16 protein-coding genes are annotated in these 19,816 nt (G+C 59.4%); 11 read left to right on the top strand and 5 right to left on the bottom strand.

Going from position 1 to position 19,816, the window contains the following annotated elements:
- The first annotated feature begins 8 nt into the window (after nt 1-8).
- From ACA051_RS04930 to ACA051_RS04910, 5 genes are all read left to right on the top strand, one after another.
- Nucleotides 9-1,142 carry a mannuronate-specific alginate lyase gene (locus ACA051_RS04930; RefSeq protein WP_497373727.1) on the top strand — a complete coding sequence of 378 codons (1,134 nt, stop codon included), beginning with the start codon at nt 9-11 and terminating at the stop codon, nt 1,140-1,142.
- Nucleotides 1,143-1,351: 209 nt separating this feature from the next.
- On the top strand, nt 1,352-2,917 hold the full coding sequence (locus ACA051_RS04925) for an MBOAT family O-acyltransferase (RefSeq protein ID WP_497308193.1): 1,566 nt from the start codon (nt 1,352-1,354) through the stop codon (nt 2,915-2,917).
- An 11-nt stretch (nt 2,918-2,928) separates the two neighbouring features.
- Nucleotides 2,929-4,104 carry an alginate O-acetyltransferase gene (locus tag ACA051_RS04920; protein ID WP_497308191.1) on the top strand — a complete coding sequence of 392 codons (1,176 nt, stop codon included), beginning with the start codon at nt 2,929-2,931 and terminating at the stop codon, nt 4,102-4,104.
- 17 nt (nt 4,105-4,121) lie between these two features.
- Nucleotides 4,122-4,775, top strand: a complete 654-nt coding sequence (locus ACA051_RS04915; RefSeq protein ID WP_497308190.1) for an alginate O-acetyltransferase AlgF — start codon at nt 4,122-4,124, stop codon at nt 4,773-4,775.
- Between the two features lie 261 nt (nt 4,776-5,036).
- On the top strand, nt 5,037-6,488 hold the full coding sequence (locus ACA051_RS04910) for a mannose-1-phosphate guanylyltransferase/mannose-6-phosphate isomerase (protein WP_497297501.1): 1,452 nt from the start codon (nt 5,037-5,039) through the stop codon (nt 6,486-6,488).
- 78 nt (nt 6,489-6,566) lie between these two features.
- Here ACA051_RS04910 and ACA051_RS04905 read toward each other — a convergent pair whose 3' ends face one another.
- On the bottom strand, nt 6,567-9,434 hold the full coding sequence (locus ACA051_RS04905) for an RHS repeat domain-containing protein (RefSeq protein WP_497373725.1): 2,868 nt from the start codon (nt 9,432-9,434) through the stop codon (nt 6,567-6,569).
- A 166-nt stretch (nt 9,435-9,600) separates the two neighbouring features.
- Here ACA051_RS04905 and ACA051_RS04900 point away from each other — a divergent pair, with 166 nt between their 5' ends.
- The 3 genes from ACA051_RS04900 (at nt 9,601) to ACA051_RS04890 (ending at nt 11,471) form a co-directional block, all read left to right on the top strand.
- A complete protein-coding gene (locus tag ACA051_RS04900) occupies nt 9,601-10,065 on the top strand; it encodes a multidrug transporter (protein WP_497308185.1) in 465 nt (154 codons plus the stop codon).
- 35 nt (nt 10,066-10,100) lie between these two features.
- Nucleotides 10,101-10,925, top strand: a complete 825-nt coding sequence (locus ACA051_RS04895; protein ID WP_497373723.1) for an SDR family oxidoreductase — start codon at nt 10,101-10,103, stop codon at nt 10,923-10,925.
- Between the two features lie 147 nt (nt 10,926-11,072).
- Nucleotides 11,073-11,471 (top strand): DUF4440 domain-containing protein, encoded by a 399-nt coding sequence (locus tag ACA051_RS04890; protein ID WP_497308182.1) that lies wholly within the window; start codon nt 11,073-11,075, stop codon nt 11,469-11,471.
- 107 nt (nt 11,472-11,578) lie between these two features.
- Here ACA051_RS04890 and ACA051_RS04885 read toward each other — a convergent pair whose 3' ends face one another.
- The 4 genes from ACA051_RS04885 to ACA051_RS04870 all read right to left on the bottom strand — a co-directional run bounded on the left by ACA051_RS04885 (nt 11,579) and on the right by ACA051_RS04870 (nt 16,500).
- Nucleotides 11,579-12,442, bottom strand: coding sequence for an efflux RND transporter periplasmic adaptor subunit (locus ACA051_RS04885; RefSeq protein ID WP_497308180.1), 864 nt, complete (start codon nt 12,440-12,442; stop codon nt 11,579-11,581).
- Nucleotides 12,443-12,467: 25 nt separating this feature from the next.
- A complete protein-coding gene (locus tag ACA051_RS04880) occupies nt 12,468-12,668 on the bottom strand; it encodes a DUF1656 domain-containing protein (protein WP_497308179.1) in 201 nt (66 codons plus the stop codon).
- On the bottom strand, nt 12,658-14,862 hold the full coding sequence (locus ACA051_RS04875; protein ID WP_497373721.1) for an FUSC family protein: 2,205 nt from the start codon (nt 14,860-14,862) through the stop codon (nt 12,658-12,660). The genes ACA051_RS04880 and ACA051_RS04875 overlap by 11 nt, the downstream gene beginning before the upstream one ends.
- Before the next feature lie 138 nt (nt 14,863-15,000).
- A complete protein-coding gene (locus ACA051_RS04870) occupies nt 15,001-16,500 on the bottom strand; it encodes an efflux transporter outer membrane subunit (protein WP_497373719.1) in 1,500 nt (499 codons plus the stop codon).
- A 279-nt stretch (nt 16,501-16,779) separates the two neighbouring features.
- On the opposite strand from ACA051_RS04870, the gene ACA051_RS04865 reads away from it, so the two are divergent.
- The 3 genes from ACA051_RS04865 to ACA051_RS04855 all read left to right on the top strand — a co-directional run bounded on the left by ACA051_RS04865 (nt 16,780) and on the right by ACA051_RS04855 (nt 19,136).
- A complete protein-coding gene (locus ACA051_RS04865; RefSeq protein WP_497308174.1) occupies nt 16,780-17,748 on the top strand; it encodes a LysR family transcriptional regulator in 969 nt (322 codons plus the stop codon).
- A 173-nt stretch (nt 17,749-17,921) separates the two neighbouring features.
- The gene (locus ACA051_RS04860; protein ID WP_497308172.1) at nt 17,922-18,416 is read left to right on the top strand and encodes a hypothetical protein; all 495 of its coding nucleotides are present in this window, start codon (nt 17,922-17,924) and stop codon (nt 18,414-18,416) included.
- A 342-nt stretch (nt 18,417-18,758) separates the two neighbouring features.
- Nucleotides 18,759-19,136, top strand: a complete 378-nt coding sequence (locus ACA051_RS04855; protein ID WP_497308170.1) for a DUF6124 family protein — start codon at nt 18,759-18,761, stop codon at nt 19,134-19,136.
- Nucleotides 19,137-19,816: the final 680 nt, after the last annotated feature.

Genomic DNA, 19,816 nt, shown 5'->3' with positions numbered 1-19,816 from the left:
AATCTCTTATGACATGCATGCAAACCCGAACTTTGAAAAAGTTAATCGCGCCCTCCCTGCTGACGTTGGCGATGTTCGCCGGCGCCACCCAGGCTGCCGCGCCACTGCGTCCGCCACAGGGCTACTTCGCGCCGATTGAAAAAGTCAAAACCGGCGACAAGAGCGAAGGCTGTGACGCGGTCCCGACGCCGTACACCGGCTCGCTGCAATTTCGCAGCAAATACGAAGGTTCCGACAAGGCCCGTTCGACCCTGAACGAAGCCTCGGAAAAAGCGTTCCGCGACACCACTGCCGACATCACCAAGATTGAGCGCGGCACCAGCAAGCTCGTGATGCAGTACATGCGTGACGGTCGTCCGGAACAGCTTGACTGTACGTTGAACTGGTTGACCGCCTGGGCCAAGGCCGATGCGTTGATGTCCAAGGACTTCAACCACACCGGCAAGTCCATGCGCAAATGGGCGTTGGGCAGCATGGCCTCGTCCTACATTCGCCTGAAGTTCTCTGACTCCCATCCGTTGGCGAACCATCAGCAAGAGTCGCAGTTGATCGAAGCCTGGTTCAGCAAAATGGCGGACCAGGTGGTCAGCGATTGGGACAACCTGCCGCTGGAAAAAACCAACAACCACTCGTACTGGTCCGCCTGGTCGGTGATGGCAACGTCCATCGCCACCAACCGCCGTGATCTGTTCGACTGGTCGGTGAAGGAATTCAAGGTCGGCGCCAATCAGATTGACGCCCAGGGTTTCCTGCCCAACGAGCTCAAGCGCCAGCAACGCGCCCTCGCCTACCACAACTACGCCCTGCCGCCGCTGGCGATGATCGCCAGTTTCGCTCAGGTCAACGGTGTGGACTTGCGTCAGGAAAACAACGGCGCATTGAAACGCCTGGGTGATCGAGTGCTCGCAGGTGTCGAAGACCCGGAAGAGTTCGAGAAGAAGAACGGTAAAGAACAGGACATGACCGACCTGAAAGAGGACTCGAAATTCGCCTGGCTCGAACCGTTCTGCACGCTCTACACCTGCTCGCCGGATGTGCTCGAGAAAAAACACGAGATGCAGCCGTTCAAGACCTTCCGCCTCGGGGGTGACCTGACCAAGGTCTACGACCCGGCCAACGAGAAAGGCAAAAAAGGCTCCTAGAGCCAAACACAAATCCCTGTAGGAGCGAGGCTTGCCCGCGAAGGCGGTCTGACATTCACCAATGATGTCGACTGACACTCCGCCTTCGCGGGCAAGCCTCGCTCCTACAGGGATCGCGGTGATTTGAATGCAATACATCCCCCGGTTTTCGGTGGGGGGTTTGGGGGGGCCGTTGGCCCTTGACTGTGGTTAAACATGGAGAGACCGGGATGGTATTTTCATCCAACGTGTTCCTGTTTTTGTTCCTGCCGATCTTTCTCGGCATGTACTACTTGAGCGGAATACGCTATCGCAACCTGCTGCTGCTGCTCGCCAGCTACATGTTCTATGCCTGGTGGCGTGTGGACTTCCTTGCGCTGTTCGCAGCCGTCACGTTGTGGAACTACTGGATCGGCCTTAAAGTCGGTGCCGCAGGCGTTCGGACCAAACCGGCACAACGCTGGTTGCTCCTGGGCGTGGGCGTCGACCTGTGCATCCTCGGCTACTTCAAGTACGCCAACTTCGGCGTCGACAGCATCAACGCGATGATGACTTCGGTCGGTCTGTCGCCGTTCATCCTGACCCACGTGCTGTTGCCGATCGGGATCTCGTTCTACATCTTCGAGTCCATCAGCTACATCATCGACGTCTACCGGGGGGACACCCCGGCGACCCGCAACCTGATCGACTTTGCCGCGTTTGTGGCGATCTTCCCGCACTTGATCGCCGGCCCTGTGTTGCGTTTCCGTGACCTGGCCGACCAGTTCAACAATCGCACCCACACCCTCGACAAGTTCTCCGAAGGTGCCACGCGGTTCATGCAGGGTTTCATCAAGAAAGTCTTCATCGCCGACACACTGGCGGTGGTGGCCGACCATTGCTTCGCCTTGCAGAACCCGACCACGGGTGATGCCTGGCTCGGAGCACTCGCCTACACCGCGCAGTTGTACTTCGACTTCTCCGGTTACAGCGACATGGCGATCGGCCTGGGATTGATGATGGGTTTCCGCTTCATGGAAAACTTCAAGCAGCCGTACATCAGCCAGTCGATCACCGAGTTCTGGCGTCGCTGGCACATCAGCCTGTCGACCTGGTTGCGTGACTACCTGTACATCACGCTGGGCGGCAACCGTAAAGGCACGCTGATGACCTATCGCAACCTGTTCCTGACCATGCTGCTCGGTGGTCTGTGGCACGGCGCGAACATCACGTACATCATCTGGGGCGCCTGGCACGGTATGTGGCTGGCGATCGAAAAGGCCCTGGGCCTCAACACCTCGCCACGCAGCATCAACCCGATCCGCTGGGCGCTGACTTTCCTGCTCGTGGTCATGGGTTGGGTGATCTTCCGCTCGGAAAACCTGCACGTCGCCGGTCGCATGTACCACGCGATGTTCAGCTTCGGCGAATGGTCGTTGTCGGAACTCAACGCGGCCAGCCTCACCGGCCTGCAAGTGGCGACCCTGGTGGTGGCTTACATGACCCTGGCGTTCTTCGGCATCCGTGATTTCTACACCAACCTGCCGCCAGAAAAGACCAAGCCTGTGGTGAATGTCGAGGCCGATGGCCCCGCTGCTGCCACGCCTGGAATGATCAAAGCCGTACCGGGCGACAACCCGGGCAGCATCCACGAACCGGGTTACACCGTCGGCGTTGAGGCCACCGTGCAACCGGCTTACTGGACCGCTGACTGGTCGCGTTACGTGATGCGCACGCTGGTGCTGGTGCTGTTCATCGCCTCGATTTTCAAACTCTCGGCGCAAAGCTTCTCGCCGTTCCTTTACTTCCAGTTCTGAGGGATCTGACTATGACCCGCTCATTACGCATCTTCTACATCGCCCTGTTCATGGTGACCCTGCTGGTGCTGGGCCTGTGGTCGACGCGCAGCTTCTTCGGCTTCAGCACCAACGCCGATGCGACGGTGCTCAACGGCCGCTGGGCCAAAGCCGTGGAAACCCATTACGACGAAGAGTTCCCGATCAAGCGCCTGGGCACCAACCTTTGGGCCGCGCTGGATTTCAAACTGTTCAACGAAGGTCGTCCGGGCGTGGTGCTCGGTCGCGATCAATGGTTGTACAGCGATGAAGAATTCAACCCGATCGTCAACGAAGAGTTGAACCTGCAAGGCAACTACGCGCTCGTAGAAGGCGTACGTCAGGAATTGAAGGCCAAAGGCGTGAAACTGGTAATGGCGATCGTGCCAGCCAAGACTCGCCTGTACCCGGAACACCTGGGCGCAGTGAAACCTTCGAGCATTCACGCCAACCTCTATGAAGACTTCCATGCTCGCGTGGCGGCCAACAAGATCATCGCGCCCGACCTGTTCGGCCCGATGCTGAAAGCCAAGCTGGACGGTCAGCAAGTGTTCCTGCGCACCGACACCCACTGGACCCCGGAAGGCGCGCAAATCGCCGCCGAGACCCTGGCCAAAACCATTGCCGAGAAAACCCCGCTCAGCGGCGAGCCGCAACGCTTCGTCACCGAACCTGCGGAGAAAGTCACGCACAAGGGCGACCTGCGGTTGTTCCTGCCGCTGGACCCGCTGTTCGAAAACCTGATGCCCAAGACTGAACCGTTGCAAAAGCGCAACACCGTGGTGGCGCAAGACCAGCCTGCCGGTGATGACGCGCTGTTCGCCAACACCGAAGTGCCGGTGGCCCTGATCGGCACCAGCTACAGCGCCAACCCTAACTGGAACTTCGTCGGGGCGCTGAAACAAGCGTTGCAAAGCGACGTGGTCAATTACGCCGAAGACGGCCACGGCCCGATTCTGCCGATGCTCAGCTACCTCAAAAGTGATGCTTTCAAGAACAGCCCGCCACAGGTGCTGATCTGGGAGTTTCCTGAACGTTATCTGCCTGTGAACAACGAAATCGGTGACGCCGACCCGCAGTGGGTCGCAGAGCTCAAAGCTGCCGGCGTAAACCAACAAAACGTAGCCGCAAACACTAAATCCGAGACGCCCGACCGGGCGCAAAACTGAAAGAGAGAGGTACTACCATGACTTTCACTACTACTCCTCGCCGTCTCGCCAAGACCTTCGCACTCGTTGCAGGCATGAGCGTGTTGTCGATGTCCGCCTTCGCTGGCGACGGCGCACTCTACGGCCCGACAGCACCAAAAGGTTCGAGCTTCGTGCGTGTCTACAACGCCGGTAACGCTGAAGTCAGCGCCACCGTCGGCTCCACCAACCTGGCCGAAGTCGCGCCGCTGTCCAGCACTGACTTCAGCTTCATGCCGGGTGGCGACTACAGCGCCAAGGTCGGTAGCCAGACCCTGCCGGTGAAACTGGCCGGTGATCACTATTACACCCTGGTCAACAACGCCAGCGGCGCGCCGCAACTGATCGAAGAGCCGCCGTTCAAGAACAAGCAAAAATCCCTGGTTCGCGTACAGAACCTCAGCGACAAGGCCCTGACCCTGAAAACCGCTGACGGCAAGACCGAAGTGGTGCCGTCCGTGGCGGCCAAAGGCCGTGGCGAGCGTGAAATCAACCCGGTCAAAGTCAGCCTGGCCCTGTATGACGGCGCCACCAAAGTCGGCGACGTGAAACCGGTTGCCCTGGAACGCGGCGAAGCCGCCGTGCTGTACGTCACCGGTAAAGGCAGCAGCCTGTCGCCAGTCTGGGTAAAACGCCCGGTTTCGACGCGCTAAATAGTTTCGTCAGGACGGTGATCCCTCTGTAGCAGCTGGCGAAGCCTGCGTCCGGCTGCGCAGCAGTCGTAAAACCGGCACATTCGGTCTTCCAGAGAGACCGGGTTGCCAGGATAACGACCGCTTCGCGCTCGAACGCAGCCTCGCAGGCTCGGCAGCTGCTACAGAGATCGGTGAAACGGCCTGGCTACGGAATAAGAACAAGAGTGAAACGACAGAACGCAGTAGCTCTGACCCATACGATTTTCAAGGAGTAACAACATGATTCCGGTGATCTTGTCAGGTGGTAGCGGCTCACGTCTTTGGCCGCTTTCGCGTAAGCAATTCCCTAAACAGTTCCTCGCCCTGACCGGCGAACACACGCTGTTCCAGCAAACCCTGGAACGCCTGGTGTTTGAAGGCATGGACACCCCGATCGTGGTCTGCAACAAAGACCACCGCTTCATCGTCAACGAGCAGCTGAGCAACCGTAAACTGGAAACCCAGCGCATCCTGATGGAACCGTTCGGCCGCAACACGGCGCCGGCCGTGGCCCTGACCGCGATGATGCTGGTCAACGAAGGTCGTGACGAATTGATGCTGGTACTGCCGGCGGACCACGTGCTGGATGACCAGAAAGCCTTGCAACGCGCACTGGCCCTGGCCACCGTCGCTGCGGAAAACGGCGAAATGGTGTTGTTCGGCGTACCGGCCACCAAACCGGAAACCGGTTACGGCTACATCAAATCGACCGCCGACTCGCTGCTGCCCGAAGGCGTCAGCCGTGTCTCGCACTTCGTCGAAAAACCGGACGTCAAACGCGCCACCGAGTTCGTCCAGTCCGGCGGTTACTTCTGGAACAGCGGCATGTTCCTGTTCCGTGCCAGCCGCTTCCTGGAAGAGCTGAAAAAACACGATCCGGACATCTACGACACCTGCCTGCTGACCCTTGAGCGCAGCGAGCAAGATGCCGACACCATCACCTTCGACGAAGCCACCTTCGCCTGCTGCCCGGACAACTCCATCGACTACGCGGTGATGGAAAAAACCCAGCGCGCCTGCGTCGTACCGCTGACTGCCGGCTGGAGTGATGTCGGTTGCTGGGCGTCGCTGTGGGAAGTGAATGAAAAAGACCTCAACGGCAACGTCACCAAAGGCGACGTGGTCATCCAGGACAGCAAAAACTGCATGATTCACGGCAACGGCAAACTGGTGTCGGTGATCGGCCTGGAAAACATCGTGGTCGTCGAAACCAAGGACGCCATGATGATCGCCCACAAGGACTCGGTCCAAGGCGTGAAACAAATGGTCAACACCCTCAACGAGCAAGGCCGCAGCGAAACCCAGAACCACTGCGAAGTCTATCGTCCGTGGGGTTCCTACGACTCGGTGGACATGGGTGGCCGCTTCCAGGTCAAGCACATCTCGGTCAAGCCGGGCGCGTGCCTGTCCCTGCAAATGCACCACCACCGTGCCGAACACTGGATCGTGGTCAGCGGCACGGCCGAAGTGACCTGCGACGAAAACGTGTTCCTGCTCTGCGAAAACCAGTCGACCTACATCCCGATCGCTTCGGTTCACCGTCTGCGCAACCCGGGCAAGATTCCACTCGAGATCATCGAAGTGCAATCGGGCAGCTACCTGGGCGAAGACGATATCGAGCGGTTCGAAGATATCTACGGTCGCTCTACCCCGATCGAACGCGGCGTGTCGGTGAAAACCATCGCGCAGTAAGCGTTAAGTAAAAACAAAAGCCCCCGTCCAGTCCGCTGCGTTTTCCCTATCCGCAGCGGGTGGGTCGGGGGCTTTTTGTTATCCATTGCTGGACCTTTTCGCAGTGACCACCTGCTTGGCCAAGGTCTTTCTGATCTTCGTCTGTGAATAAATGGAAACAGCAGCGTTCGAGCGATTGAACAAGCCCGTTTTGCCTGGTGCGTAGCGCTCGATACCGCTTGCCCCTTGAATGGTCTGATAATGAATATTCCAGGCACTTTGTTTTCGATCGTACTTCATAAATGCGAAACCGGTGGTGACTAACTCCTGTAGGCCTTGCCCGTCCGAGGCATAGGCGTAGTCCTGAAATTCCATCGCCGCGCCAAGCCCCATCCCATGTTCCCGTGCGGAAAGTTCGTTGTATTGCACATTTTCCTTCGAGCCCTCCACATGCCGGACGCGAAGCACACTGTCGTTTAGTTGATCCACGGTCAGAGAACAACCACTGAAGCCTGGAGTGAATACATGATCAGGCTCGGTTCCAGTGGGCCTGAGTGGTATATCCACATAACCGCCTTGCGGAGCCCAGAAACCAGACACCGCATTGGCTTTGTCGGGAATCTCGCCCTTTGGGATATCAACGATTCTTAATGCGTTGAACATCCCCTTTCTAGCTCCCGAGTAACTCAGTTGGTCCATGGTGAATATAAACTCGCCCCCGCCATTCTTATTACTTACGCCGGAAAGAATATCTTTCGAATATCGACCAGGAACCGGATCCAGAAACGTAGTGCTGACCTCCACCCGGCTAAACTCGCTTACCTCCAGGGCCTTGTGAATGTTGGTCGGCTTACCGGTCGCCGGCACACTCAAGTTAGGTTTTCCTCTATCAATAGATGGCGCATCCGGAATATCGCGCGCGGCACCTGCCGCAATGACCGGCTCCCACAATCCGTTGGCCAGTTTTTTGCGCGTGACAGCTCCATCATCATCAATAAAGGTGACCGGATTGTTCTGGGCCATCTGATACAGGTTGGGCCCATCAATACCTCCCTTCGGATCAGGATTGAGCCAACGAAACAACCACGGTACGTAGTAGCGCAGTCCGTAGTTATAGAGCCCGGTGGTCTCCCGCTCCTTGCCCGAATAACGAATGGTTTTATAGTCGCTGTCTACCACGTCCGCTCCGGCGTACCACGCGGTTTCGCCATAGGGATAAAAGAGTTCCTGGCTGATGATTTGCGCATCGTCGGCCAGTTCCACGGTGCAGGATTTCAGGTGGTCGACCAGGGTGTAGCGGTGCTGATCGTTGACGCCGGACGGCGGTACGCTTTCCCAATGCAACACCCGCACGGCGTTGAGACCGGCCTGTGCGGTGATGACCTGCCGCACCTCCCCGGTGCCACTGTCGGTACTAAGTACAAGCCCCGGCAAGTAGCGCACTTCCGCCATCATGGTTCTGGCGTTGGTCTGCAACGAACGAATTTTGCGCGTCCGCTGGCCAGCGCCGTCATAGAGATAGAGTTCACAGTCATTGCGTCCGGAATCGCGCTCTACCGGGGTGACCGAGTGCAATTGATTACGCACATTCCACGTCAGAAAGCGCCCCTGATCCAGTTCCAGCAAGTTGCCCTTGGCATCAAATGCAGCCGCGATATCTGCTTCGGTTGGCGGCACGCCGTTGCGCCAGGGCAGGCAGCGATTGCTGTAGCGCGCGGCTGTCAGTTCTCGCCCCGGGCTCTGTGCGCCGACATGCGTCAGCTTCAGCAGGTTGCAGCCCTCGTCATAGCGGTAGGTCTGATGGTAATTGCTGACCGCTGCCGGATCAGTGCGGCCGACTGAGTCCGGCCCCTGGTTGCGGCTGCCTGCCTCCCAGCCAAACGCCTGGATCAACTGATAAAGACTGTCGTAGATAAACCGACTGAGAGGGTCGATGCGTTGATTGTTGAAGTAGCGCACCGGCAGCGCCTTGTCTTCGATACTCAACACATTGCCCACACGGTCATAGACGTAGAACAGATGTTGCAGCAGTCCGGCTCGGTCGCTGTACGCACGCCGCTCCAGCAAGCGCCCATCCTCGGGGTCATACGTGAGCGTTGTTTGTACGCCGTTACCCGCCACTTCTCGTACGACCTGTCCCTCGGCGTTGTACTCGATGTCGCTGACCAGTGTTTGCCAAGCGGGCTTGCCGGCCAGTTTCAGGGCGCCTTGGCGTAACCGACCGTCCACGGTAAAGGCGAAGGTCTGGCCGTTCTGCCGGGCATCGACGGTTTCCAGCACCTCACCCAACGGACCGTAACGCCACGTTGAGCGGGCCCCTTCGCCTGGCTCGAGCAGGTTTTCTCGATCCACTATTGGCTCCGGCCAATCCGCTGCAACGGCTTCCAGGTTGAAGTGCTGGACATGCCGGGTGCATTGGCCGGTGATCGCAAACGCTTCAAACAGTACCGTCCCGCCGGGGCTGTCGTGGCGAATCAACTGCCCGAAGGGGTTGTGATCATCGTTGCCATGATCGGGGCGACCGTATTCCATGCGCTCGGCGCATCGGGGCGGCTGGGTGGCGACGTGCTCAAACACCGCCAGGGGACGCAGCAGGTCGTCGTAGCGAACCTCGCGTCGGGTACCGCGACTGTCCCAGCCCTGCAGCAATTCATTGGCCAGGCCGAGCAGACTGATCTGTAAGCCAGCATCGACACTGTCCGTACAGACGGGATGACCGGAAAGGGAATGCACGGTCGTGAGACTGGCCCGCGTCATCGGATCTTGCTGCTGGAGCAACCACAGCCGCGGATCCCAGCGCTTTACCGCGAATCCCGCGGCATTGTGGAAGGTTCGGTTGATGCGGGCCTGAGTCTGGACACCTTCGATCTCGCGCCAATAATCGACCGAACGAATTGGCAGCCCTCGCGGGTCGAAGGTCGACACTTTGGGTGTTTTGTGGTGCATTCCCAACGCTGAGGTCTGCATGCAGGCCCGTTCCTGTTTACTTTTGGATATCTAACCGTTCGTGGCCGGGGCTGGCTACTGTCAGAAATTACAGTGACGACCAACGGCAATCACGGCTGATCCTTGAATGTCCATTCCCGCAGCCGTTCGGTAGGATGGTGGTCATGAGTTCAAGGAGCGTTCAAACATGTTCATCGGCGTTTTGCTGGTCATCACCTGGCTGATTTTATTGTTGCGCTACCCAGCCAAGGCTTTGCCCGTCTCGGTGGCGGCCGCCATCGGCCTGGGCCTGGTGGCCACGTGGGTGATCTGGATGGACAATCGCGAGGTCAAGCAACTGGCGCGCCTGGAGTTGCGCATCACCTACGCGCCCGAACACTGCCCCGCAGACCGGCCGTTGAAGCTGACCATGAACAACGGCAACGACGTGCCGCTGACCGAGTTGCGCTGGCGCGTCGCCGCGTATGCGCCGGGCGATACGGTCAATCTGGCCGACAATCAATACGCCGCCCCGCGTTATCGCGGCCCCGGCGAACTGCAAGCCGGCGCCAACTGGGAAGACTGCTTGCCCCTGCCGCCGCTGCGCCCCGGCTATCGCCCGCAAACCCTGGAGTTTCGCGCCGAGCATTTGCAGGGTAGTTTCTCCGACTGATCCCCCCCTCTATTTTTTTGCACAAGGACCGCGCCATGCCCGTTGCGTTGATTACCGGTTGCTCCAGCGGCATTGGCCGCGCCCTCGCCGATGTGTTCAAAGGTGCCGGCTACGAAGTCTGGGCCAGCGCCCGCAAGGCTGAAGATGTGGCCGCATTAGCCGCTGCCGGTTTCACGGCCGTGCAGCTGGACGTCAACGACGGCGCGGCGCTCGAACAGTTAAGCGAGCGAATCAACCAGCAACATGGCGGCCTCGATGTGCTGATCAACAACGCCGGTTATGGCGCCATGGGGCCACTGCTCGACGGCGGTGTGCCGGCGATGCAGCGCCAGTTCGAAACCAATGTGTTCGCGATTGTTGGCGTGACCCGCGCGCTGTTCCCGGTGTTGCGTCGTGCCAAGGGATTGGTGGTGAACATCGGCAGCGTTTCGGGGGTGTTGGTCACGCCGTTTGCCGGCGCGTATTGCGCCTCGAAAGCCGCCGTCCACGCATTGACCGATGCGCTGCGCATGGAGCTGGCACCGTTCGGTATCCGTGTGATGGAAGTGCAGCCAGGCGCGATCGAATCCAGCTTCGCCAAGAATGCCGGGCATGAGGCGGAGCAGTTGATCACTGAGCAATCGCCGTGGTTTGCGTTGCGTGAAGGCATTCGTGCACGGGCCAAGGCCTCACAGGACAAACCGACCCCGGCCAGGGAGTTTGCCGTTGGTTTACTCAAGGCTGTCCAACAGAGCAAACCACCGCGGCTGATTCGCCTGGGCAATGGCAGCCGGGCGTTGCCGTTGTTGGCGGGGTTGCTGCCAAAGGGGTTGCTGGAGGCGGGGTTGATGAAACGGTTTGGGCTTAAGGGGCAACTCTAAGACCGAGTCGACGCCATCGCGAGCAGGCTCGCTCCCACAGGGATCTTTGGTGTGAATGCTATCTATGGCACCCAGTAGAATCCTGTAGGAGCGAGGCTTGCCCGCGAAGACGTCAGACCAGACGCTGCAAAAATTCAGGAAACAACCATGACCGACTACACCGACTACTTCGACGAAGTGATCCAGGCCCATGTCGCCATCGAACAATGGCTGGCCGAAGAACAAGACGACTCGGAACTTGAACAACTACTGAGCCGGTTTTCACCACAGTTTTCCATGATCTCGCCCCTCGGCCGGGTGCTGGATTTTGAGGCGTTGAGCGAGTTGTTCTTGCTGGCCGGCGGCAAGAAGCTCGGTTTCAGGATTAAGCTCAGCGAGTTGCGCGGTATCGCGCTGCACGACGGTGGTGCGGTAGTAAGTTATCGCGAGCAGCAGACCGATGCGACCGGCCTGCACTCGGATCGCCGCTCGACGGTGGTGTTTGAGAAACCGGCCAGTGGCAAGGTCATTTGGCGGCATTTGCACGAGACGTTTTGCAAGGGCTGACACGGTCGCTTTTTGAGGCGAGGGAGCTTGCCCCCGCAGGGCTGCGAAGCGGCCCCAAGAGGGGACTGCTACGCAGTCCAACGGCAGCAAGCTCCCTCGCCACAGGGTCACTCGCCAGCCGCAGATTTAACGACAACGGTGCAGGTAATCCCCGCCGCCAACAGCACCCCCTCCGGCACTTCATCAATGTGAATCCGCACCGGCACTCGCTGCGCCAGGCGCACCCAGTTGAACGTCGGGTTCACATCTGCAATCAGCTCGCGACTTTGCGGGTTATCGCGGTCGTAGATGCCCCGGGAAATGCTCTCCACATGCCCCTTCAACACCTCGCCGCTCATCAGTTGCATGTCGGCCTTGTCGCCCACCCGCACGTGCGGCAGTTTGGTTTCCTCGAAGAAGCCATACACCCAGAACGAATTCATATCGACCACGGCCATTTTCGCTTCGCCGATGCGCGCGTAGTCACCGCGATGGACGTTGAGGTTGGTGACATAGCCGTCCACCGCAGCACGGACCTCGGTGCGCTTGAGGTTCAGTTCAGCCGCTTCCAGTTGCGCCTGGGCATGCTGGTAATCGGCCAGGGCCGAGTCGGCGATATTGCTGGCGTCGTCGCGGTTTTCCTTCGAGATCACCAACGCATCCATGTCGGCGCGGCGATGGGCGTTGACCTTGCGCATCTCCCACGTCGACTTGCGCGAGGCCACCAGGGCCTGTGCCTGTTTGACCGCGATGCGGTAGTGCTCGGGGTCGATGCGCATCAGCAAATCGCCCTTCTTCACTTGTTGGTTGTCGCGCACCGGCACGTCCACCACTTCCCCGGTGACATCGGCGGCGACGTTGATGATGTCGGCACGCACCCGGCCGTCGCGCGTCCACGGCGTGTCCATGTAGTGCACCCAGAGGGTCCGGCCGATCCCTATCGCGAGGGCCAGCACCAGCAACGTGGCGAGCAGGCTGAAAAGCTTTTTCATCAGGGCATTCTTCAGAGATAGAGAGTCAGTGGTAGACAGTCAGCGCCAGGGCACCGAACAGACAGGTAAACAGGCTCAGGCGCAGCAACGCCGGGTGCCAGAAGAAGCGGTACAGATCGAACCCGGACAGCAACCGGTCCAGCGCCCAGGCCAGCGCCGCGGCGATGAAAAACATCAGCGTCATGGTCGGCATGTACACGCCGTGGAAAGCGATTTCACGAGGCATGTTTAAGTCCCTGGGGCGAGGTGTTGGCAACAGCATTTATGTAGCCGGCGAGCGGTGATTGCGGGTCCAACAGCGAGGTGCGGATGAAGTGCAGATAACTCTTCACCCGACGCAACGCGGAGGTGTCGAAGTGCGGCGCGAACGGTTCGTCGGTGGCTTGCACGCGGCTGATGGCGTGGTCGACCGCGATCAAGCCGCGCTCCAGATTGCTCTGGCTCGGTTGCAGAAACAGCCGCACCAGCGAGCGGCCCATCACGCGAATTGCCTGGCGCCACGGCTGGGATTCGGCGTAGGCCGGATGCACCGGCAGAATTGCCTGCTCCTTGCGCAACTCGATGATCGCGTGACCGACTTCCAGCACCACGAACATCCAGCGCAGCAAGTCCCGTTGCACCTGCGGCTGACCCACCGCGAGGCCATAAGCCTGATGCAGCAAGTCCCGGGTCCGGCTTTCGAAACTCGACGCCAGGCCCTTAAGCTTGCCGCTGATCGCGTACACCACTTGCCCGCGCAAATCCTGCTCGAGCCGGCGCCACAACCAGCGGCTGTTCGGCGGCAGAATAATCGCCCCGGCCGCCGCGCACACCAGCATGCCGAGCACCATGGCGATGTAGTCGTTGATGAACGCGTAAGGGTTGTAGACGGTGAGGTTGTCCGGCACCGAACCGGTGCTGAAAAAGATCAGCAGCCCGAGGCCGACACCGGCATATTGCGGCCGCGATGTGAGGAACGAACCGAGCACAATCACCGGTGCGAGCATCACGCACAGCAACGGAAAACCGTCGATCCACGGGAAGATGAAAAACATCTCGACGAAGCCGATCAGCGCCCCGAGGAACGTCCCGCACGCCATCTGAAAGGCCATGCGCTTAGGGTTCGGTGTCGCGGCGGACAGACCGACGGTGGCCGCGGCGATCAGCGTCATGGTCGCCCCGCTCGGCCACGCCGTCGCTACCCAATAACTGCCCAGCACCACCAGAATGAACGCCGCGCGAATCCCCGACGCCGCCGACGCCATCCAGTTGGTTTGCGGAGTGAACGGTTCGTCCCAACGCTCGCGCGCGTGGCTGTGATCGGCCAGTGAGGCGTGGGTCTGTGCATAACTGTGCAACTCGTCGACGAAGCGATAGAGCAGTTCGTAGGCGGTATGGAAATCGAGCTGCTCGGTATCGCTCGGCGCACTTTCCTGAAAGGTCGCCCGCAGGCTGCGAACCCGCACCGGCAGGTTTTCCTTGTAGGTCGCCAATGCGTCGGCCAGGCGTGCGGCATCGGGGCTGGTCAAGGCGCGACCGCTGAAGCCGTCGAGCAATTCCGCCAGGTCCTGCAACCCCGGTTTGATCGCCGCCACCACGTGATCGGCGCCGCTGCTGCGCAAGCGTTCGAGCAATTGGTGCAAGGCGTTGAACCGTGTGGTGATGCCCATGAACTCGCTGTTCAAGCGACTCAGTCGTCCGTTGCGTCGACGCATGTGCGGGTCTTCGAACACGGTGACGCTGCGCAGCCCTTCCAGGCCGACGGCCTCGGCGATAAAGCGCACGTTACTGGCTTCGAACGCCTCCCGTTTGCTGCGCCCACGCAAGCCATCGGTGACGAACAAGGCGAACACACCGAAGCGCTGGTACAAGGCGTTGCGCATCGCCGCGCTGGCGGTTTGCGGCAGGATCGCGGCGCTGACCACGGTGGCGCAGAGAATCCCCAGGGAGATCTCCAATACGCGCCAGACCGCGGCCATGAACGCGCCATCCGGGTGGGCCAACGCGGGCAATCCGACCATCGCGGCGGTGTACCCGGCGAGCACGAAACCGTAAGCGCGAAAGTTGCGATAACGCGCCGCACCGGCCGAGCAGAGGCCGACCCAGATCGCCAGCGAGCCGAGGAACAGTTCAGTGTTTTGCGCGAACAAGGCGATCAACGCCACCATCACCGCCGACCCGGCCAGCGTGCCGAGAAAGCGGTAAAAACTCTTGGCGAATACCTGACCGCTTTGCGGTTGCATGACGATGAACACGGTGATCATCGCCGTGCGCGGTTGCGGCAACTCCAGACGCATCGCCAGCCACAGGGTCAGGAACGCGGCGAACAGCACTTTGAAAATGTAGACCCAGGTCACGCCGTCGCTGCGTGCCCAGTCAAAGAACCCACGGCGCCATTCAAGGGAGTACAGCCAGCGCAGAGGTGCGGGCAAGGGGGTCATGGAATCCTGCTCACTTTAATTCAGTCAGGTGGAGAACCTGTGGGAGCCAGCCTGCTGGCGATAGCGGTGTGTCAGTCAATGCTGAGGTCACCTGACACATCGCAATCGCCAGCAGGCTGGCTCCCACAGGGTTTGTGTTCACTTGAGAAGCGTCGGGGTTTTCGGTGCAGCTGTCCGGCTGTCTTCCGGCACATCGTCACCCGCGCCGAGTCCACCGCCCAAAGCCGTCACCAGTTCAGCATGTGCACTTAGCCGCGCGGCCTGAACCTGCTGCTGAACCTGCTGCTGTTTGAACAACAACGTCTGCGCATTGAGCACGTTGAGGTAGTCGGTGAGGCCACGCTGCCAGGCGACCATCGCGATGTCGTAGGTCTTCTGCGCAGTGGCCACCGACTCGGCGGCGAAGGTCTGCTGCTTGTCCATGGACTCGCGGCGGATCAACTGGTCGGAGATGCTTTTCAGCGCGTTGACCAGTGTCTGGTTGTACCTGGCCACGGCGATGTCATACCCGGCCGAGGCTTCGCCCAGCTCCGAACGCAAGCGACCGCCGTCGAAGATCGGCAACGAGATCGCCGGGCCGACGCTGTAGTTGAGTTTCTTGCCGGTCAAAAACTCCAGCGCCCCGCCGCCGGTGGCCATGTAGCCGAGGCTGCCGACCAGATCGACGTTGGGATAGAAACCGGCATGGGCGACATCGATACCACGCGCCTGGGCCGCGACTTGCCAGCGACTGGCAACCACGTCCGGGCGTTGACCGAGCAATTGTGCGGGCAGCGCCGACGGTAGTTTCAGCGGCGCGGCCAATGACAGCGCGGGTCGTTGCAACTGCGCGCCCTCGCCCGGGCCTTTCCCGGCAAGGGCCGCCAATTGGTTACGGCTCAGGGCGATTTTTTCGTCCAGCGCATCGATCTGACGATGGGTTTCCGGCAGCGGCGTTTCAGCCTGACTGACCTCGAAATGCGTGCCGATGCCGCCGTTCAGACGCTTCTGCGCAAGGTCGAGAATTTGCTGCTGTTGCTTCAGGGTCGCCTCGACAATGTCCCGCTGCGCGTAGTGCAACGAGAGTTCGATGTAGGCGCGCACGATGTTGTTCTGCAATTCGAGCTGGGCCAGACGCGCTTCGGCGGCCGTCATGTGCGCCATGTCCACAGCGCGCTCGGTGGCGTTGCTTTCGCGGCCCCAGAGGTCGAGGGCATAGCTGAAACCCAGCGCGGCGTTGTTGTCCCAAGTGGTCGTGTTGGCCAACGCCCCCGGCCCGTAGAACTGATCGGCGGGCCAGTTATGACGCTTGAGGGTGGACTCGCCATTGATCTGCAACGACTCGGCGGACTCGGCGATGCCGGCCATGGACTTGGCCTGCCGCACCCGCGCGGCGGCCAGATCCATGGTCGGGCTGCCTTGCACGGCGAGGTCGATCCAGCGGTTCAATTGCGGGTCACCATAGGCCTGCCACCATTGTGCGGTGGGCCAGTGAGCGTCCTGCGCAGCGTTTTGAATGGCTTCGTCGGTGGCCAGGGAATCGGCCTCCAGTGCCTTGCCCTGCGGGGCAATGCCTCCGGTTCCGATGCAGCCGCTGATGGTCAGGGATAAAGCCAGAACACTGAGCGTCTGAAGCGCTCTGTTGATGCGACGCGGCACTGCTGCGATTTCCTGAAAGAAGGGGCGTACGAGGTCCTGTAGGAGCGAGGCTTGCCCGCGAAGACGGCGTATCAGTCGACATCGTTGGTGACTGTTACGCCGCCTTCGCGGGCAAGCCTCGCTCCTACAAAGACCGGCGCAATTCTAGGCGGCGGCCCGAAGGGCGATAAGCTGGGAATCCTGTGAATCTTTGTTACCGTTAACGCGATAATCCGTTGGTCGGGGTCACCGCCCCCGCAACTTCGTGTCACAATTTGCCATCGCACCCGAGAGCACCCCATGGACACTTTGCAAAACATGCGCGCCTTCAGTTACGTGGCCGCGGCCGGCAGCTTCACCGCCGCCGCCGTGCAACTGGACACCACCACAGCCAACGTCTCGCGCGCGGTCTCCAACCTGGAAGCCCACCTGCAAACCCGCCTGCTCAACCGCACCACCCGCCGCATCGCCCTGACCGAAGCAGGCAAACGCTATTTATTGCGTTGCGAACAGATCCTGGCCTACGTCGAAGAAGCCGAAGCCGAAGCCAGCGACGCCCACGCGCGCCCGGCCGGGCAGCTCAAAGTGCACACCATGACCGGCATTGGTCAGCACTTCGTGATCGACGCCATCGCCCGCTATCGCAAGACTCACCCCGACGTCACCTTCGACCTGACCATGGCCAACCGCGTGCCGGACCTGCTCGACGAGGGCTACGACGTGTCCATCGTCCTGGCCAGCGAACTGCCGGACTCGGGCTTCGTCTCCCAGCGCCTGGGCATCACCTACAGCATCGTCTGCGCCTCGCCGGCGTATGTGAAAGCCAACGGCTGCGCGCACAAACCCAGCGACTTGCTCAACCACGCGTGCCTGCGCCTTGTGAGCCCGGTGATCCCGCTGGAAAAATGGACCTTCGACGGTCCGGAAGGCCAGGAAATGGTCACCATCAACAGCTCGCCGTTCCTGGTGAACTCGGCCGATGCCATGAAAACCGCGATCACCAGCGGCATGGGCGTCGGCGTGTTGCCGGTGTATGCGGCGATTGAAGGGCTGCGTGACGGCACGCTGGTGCGAGTGATGCCGAACTACCGCTCGCAGGAACTGAATCTGTATGCGATCTACCCGTCGCGGCAGTACCTGGACGCGAAGATCAAGACCTGGGTCGAGTACCTGCGCGGGTCGTTGCCGGAAATATTGGCGGCGCATCAGGCGGAATTGGTGGCGTATGAATTGAGTGGGAGTCTGGGTGGGGTCAGGGTGGCGAATTAGCCGCCACGCCTCATTGGCTTATGGCAAAGGAATGCCGACTCACCGGTTGATGTCGCGAAAAGACACTGTAAGTTCGTAATACCTGTAATTTCTGACAGTAGACGGCGTTTATTGGGTCAAGGAGACTTCATGACGTAGATTCGACTTATTGTCGTTATGAAAGGGAAAACGAAATGACAACTTACTTGATTGAACAAAACACAACCTCCAAAGCCGTATCGGGCACGTTGACAGCGGAGATTCAAAAATTTGGCCAATTTGATGGAAAAGCCACTCACTTTTACACCAATGACATCCAAGTTTTCCTTAAAGCCCTCCATCAAACTGACGACAAAAACTGGATGACTATCACTTTTCTATTCCCGGCGAATATTGAAAACCAGCGACATGAGTTTTATGAAAACAGCCCAGTTGAACCGCCTTCTTTCTCTCTACATTGGATCGATGAAAATGGACTCACCTGGTTTCGCCCCTATTACTCGAGGTTGGATGCGGGGCACATTGATATAAATTTCGATCTTGCCAAAGGTACGCTCGACGCTACGTTTAATTTCACATTTAAAGACAAACTTGATGCACGCCAAGTTGTGGGCCAGATGACGAACATCAAAGGTCTGGAGCACGTGAAATACAGTTTTGAGGGTGATAAGACGGGACACACAGTTTGAAAGTTCGTGAAACATTTAAACATCTGGTCCTACAGACGTGGTGATTTTGGCGGATGTTTCTGACAAGTTCTGTCGGTTGTTGGGTCAGACGGGAAATGGGTAGGCTTTGTGGGTCGCTGCAAAATCAGCGATCAGGCTTGGAAACCTGATTCCCATCACAGCACATGGCATACTGCGGCGCTTTTTTCAGCACGCAATTCCTTGTTATGGCGGCTGTGCGCGGGAGACCTTCGGGTCTGCCGGTTTTGATGGGATATCGGTTTTCCAAACCGCGCATGGCTGCCACCCTTTCGCTTGGAAACGAAAATGGCAGCTCGATTAATCCCATTTCGAGTAACTGTCATGATCAAAGAAACCCCGAATCCCCCGGAAACCGACGACGTTTCCCCCTACGAATCCCTCGATTCCAAAAAACTCCACGATGCCGCCGAACGCGCATTGGATCACTACCTCAACCCCGCCGCACTCAGATCCCCTGCCGCGCGCAAACCCAGCACGATGTTTTTGATCGCACCGGATATCAAAGACGAAGACCTGCTAGCCCATACCTGCGAGTCGTTGGCCCAGGCCAGCGTGATGGCGAGTGACTTCGCGGACTATCTGGAAGGCCCACACCGGCACAAGGCGATGGCGATCCAGCAGATCGTCATGCTGGCCGAACTGGCAGCGAACCGGATGCTGGATAACGTAGCCATACCAAAACCTGCGCCACACAGCTAATCCCCCTGTGGGAGCGAGCCTGCTCCGGGCGGCGTTCCGACGATTGCGGTCCGACATCCGGCACTGATGTCGGCTGACACTCCGCCATCGCTGGCAGGCCAGCTCCCACAATTGAATTTTGTACATCAGTAAGAGATTGGTCGGCTGTCAGGCCGCCTTCGCTGGCAGGCCAGCTCCCACAATTGAATTTTGTACATCAGTAAGAGATTGGTCGGCTGTCAGGCCGCCTTCGCAGGCAAGCCAGCTCCCACAATTGAATTTTGTACATCAGTAAGAGATTGGTCGGCTGTCAGGCCGCCTTCGCAGGAAAGCCAGCTCCCACAATTGGATTGGGTGCATCAGCAAGATATCGGTCGGCTGTCAGGCCGCCTTCGCTGGCAGGCCAGCTCCCACAATTGAATTTTGTACATCAGTAAGAGATTGGTCGGCTGTCAGGCCGCCTTCGCAGGCAAGCCAGCTCCCACAATTGAATTTTGTACATCAGTAAGAGATTGGTCGGCTGTCAGGCCGCCTTCGCAGGAAAGCCAGCTCCCACAATTGGAGTGGGTGTATCAGCAAAATGCTGGTCGGCTGTCAGGCCGCCATCGCGGGCAAGCCTCGCTCCTACAAGGGCCCAGCGTACACCCGCTTCTCACCACTCATCAGGCCGAGCGTTAGCTCGCCTGCAGCTCTTGATCTTG

The sequence above is a fragment of the Pseudomonas sp. LBUM1669 genome (assembly GCF_059695705.1).
This window is presented reverse-complemented; position numbering and strand designations above follow the sequence as displayed.

Excerpts from the sequence above, each read along its gene's own strand:
- ACA051_RS04930 (WP_497373727.1), top strand. The coding sequence starts at position 9 with ATGACATGCATGCAAACCCGAACTTTGAAAAAGTTAATCGCGCCCTCC.
- ACA051_RS04925 (WP_497308193.1), top strand. The coding sequence starts at position 1,352 with ATGGTATTTTCATCCAACGTGTTCCTGTTTTTGTTCCTGCCGATCTTT.
- ACA051_RS04920 (WP_497308191.1), top strand. The coding sequence starts at position 2,929 with ATGACCCGCTCATTACGCATCTTCTACATCGCCCTGTTCATGGTGACC.
- ACA051_RS04915 (WP_497308190.1), top strand. The coding sequence starts at position 4,122 with ATGACTTTCACTACTACTCCTCGCCGTCTCGCCAAGACCTTCGCACTC.
- ACA051_RS04910 (WP_497297501.1), top strand. The coding sequence starts at position 5,037 with ATGATTCCGGTGATCTTGTCAGGTGGTAGCGGCTCACGTCTTTGGCCG.
- ACA051_RS04905 (WP_497373725.1), bottom strand. The coding sequence starts at position 9,434 with ATGCAGACCTCAGCGTTGGGAATGCACCACAAAACACCCAAAGTGTCG.
- ACA051_RS04900 (WP_497308185.1), top strand. The coding sequence starts at position 9,601 with ATGTTCATCGGCGTTTTGCTGGTCATCACCTGGCTGATTTTATTGTTG.
- ACA051_RS04895 (WP_497373723.1), top strand. The coding sequence starts at position 10,101 with ATGCCCGTTGCGTTGATTACCGGTTGCTCCAGCGGCATTGGCCGCGCC.
- ACA051_RS04890 (WP_497308182.1), top strand. The coding sequence starts at position 11,073 with ATGACCGACTACACCGACTACTTCGACGAAGTGATCCAGGCCCATGTC.
- ACA051_RS04885 (WP_497308180.1), bottom strand. The coding sequence starts at position 12,442 with ATGAAAAAGCTTTTCAGCCTGCTCGCCACGTTGCTGGTGCTGGCCCTC.
- ACA051_RS04880 (WP_497308179.1), bottom strand. The coding sequence starts at position 12,668 with ATGCCTCGTGAAATCGCTTTCCACGGCGTGTACATGCCGACCATGACG.
- ACA051_RS04875 (WP_497373721.1), bottom strand. The coding sequence starts at position 14,862 with ATGACCCCCTTGCCCGCACCTCTGCGCTGGCTGTACTCCCTTGAATGG.
- ACA051_RS04865 (WP_497308174.1), top strand. The coding sequence starts at position 16,780 with ATGGACACTTTGCAAAACATGCGCGCCTTCAGTTACGTGGCCGCGGCC.
- ACA051_RS04860 (WP_497308172.1), top strand. The coding sequence starts at position 17,922 with ATGACAACTTACTTGATTGAACAAAACACAACCTCCAAAGCCGTATCG.
- ACA051_RS04855 (WP_497308170.1), top strand. The coding sequence starts at position 18,759 with ATGATCAAAGAAACCCCGAATCCCCCGGAAACCGACGACGTTTCCCCC.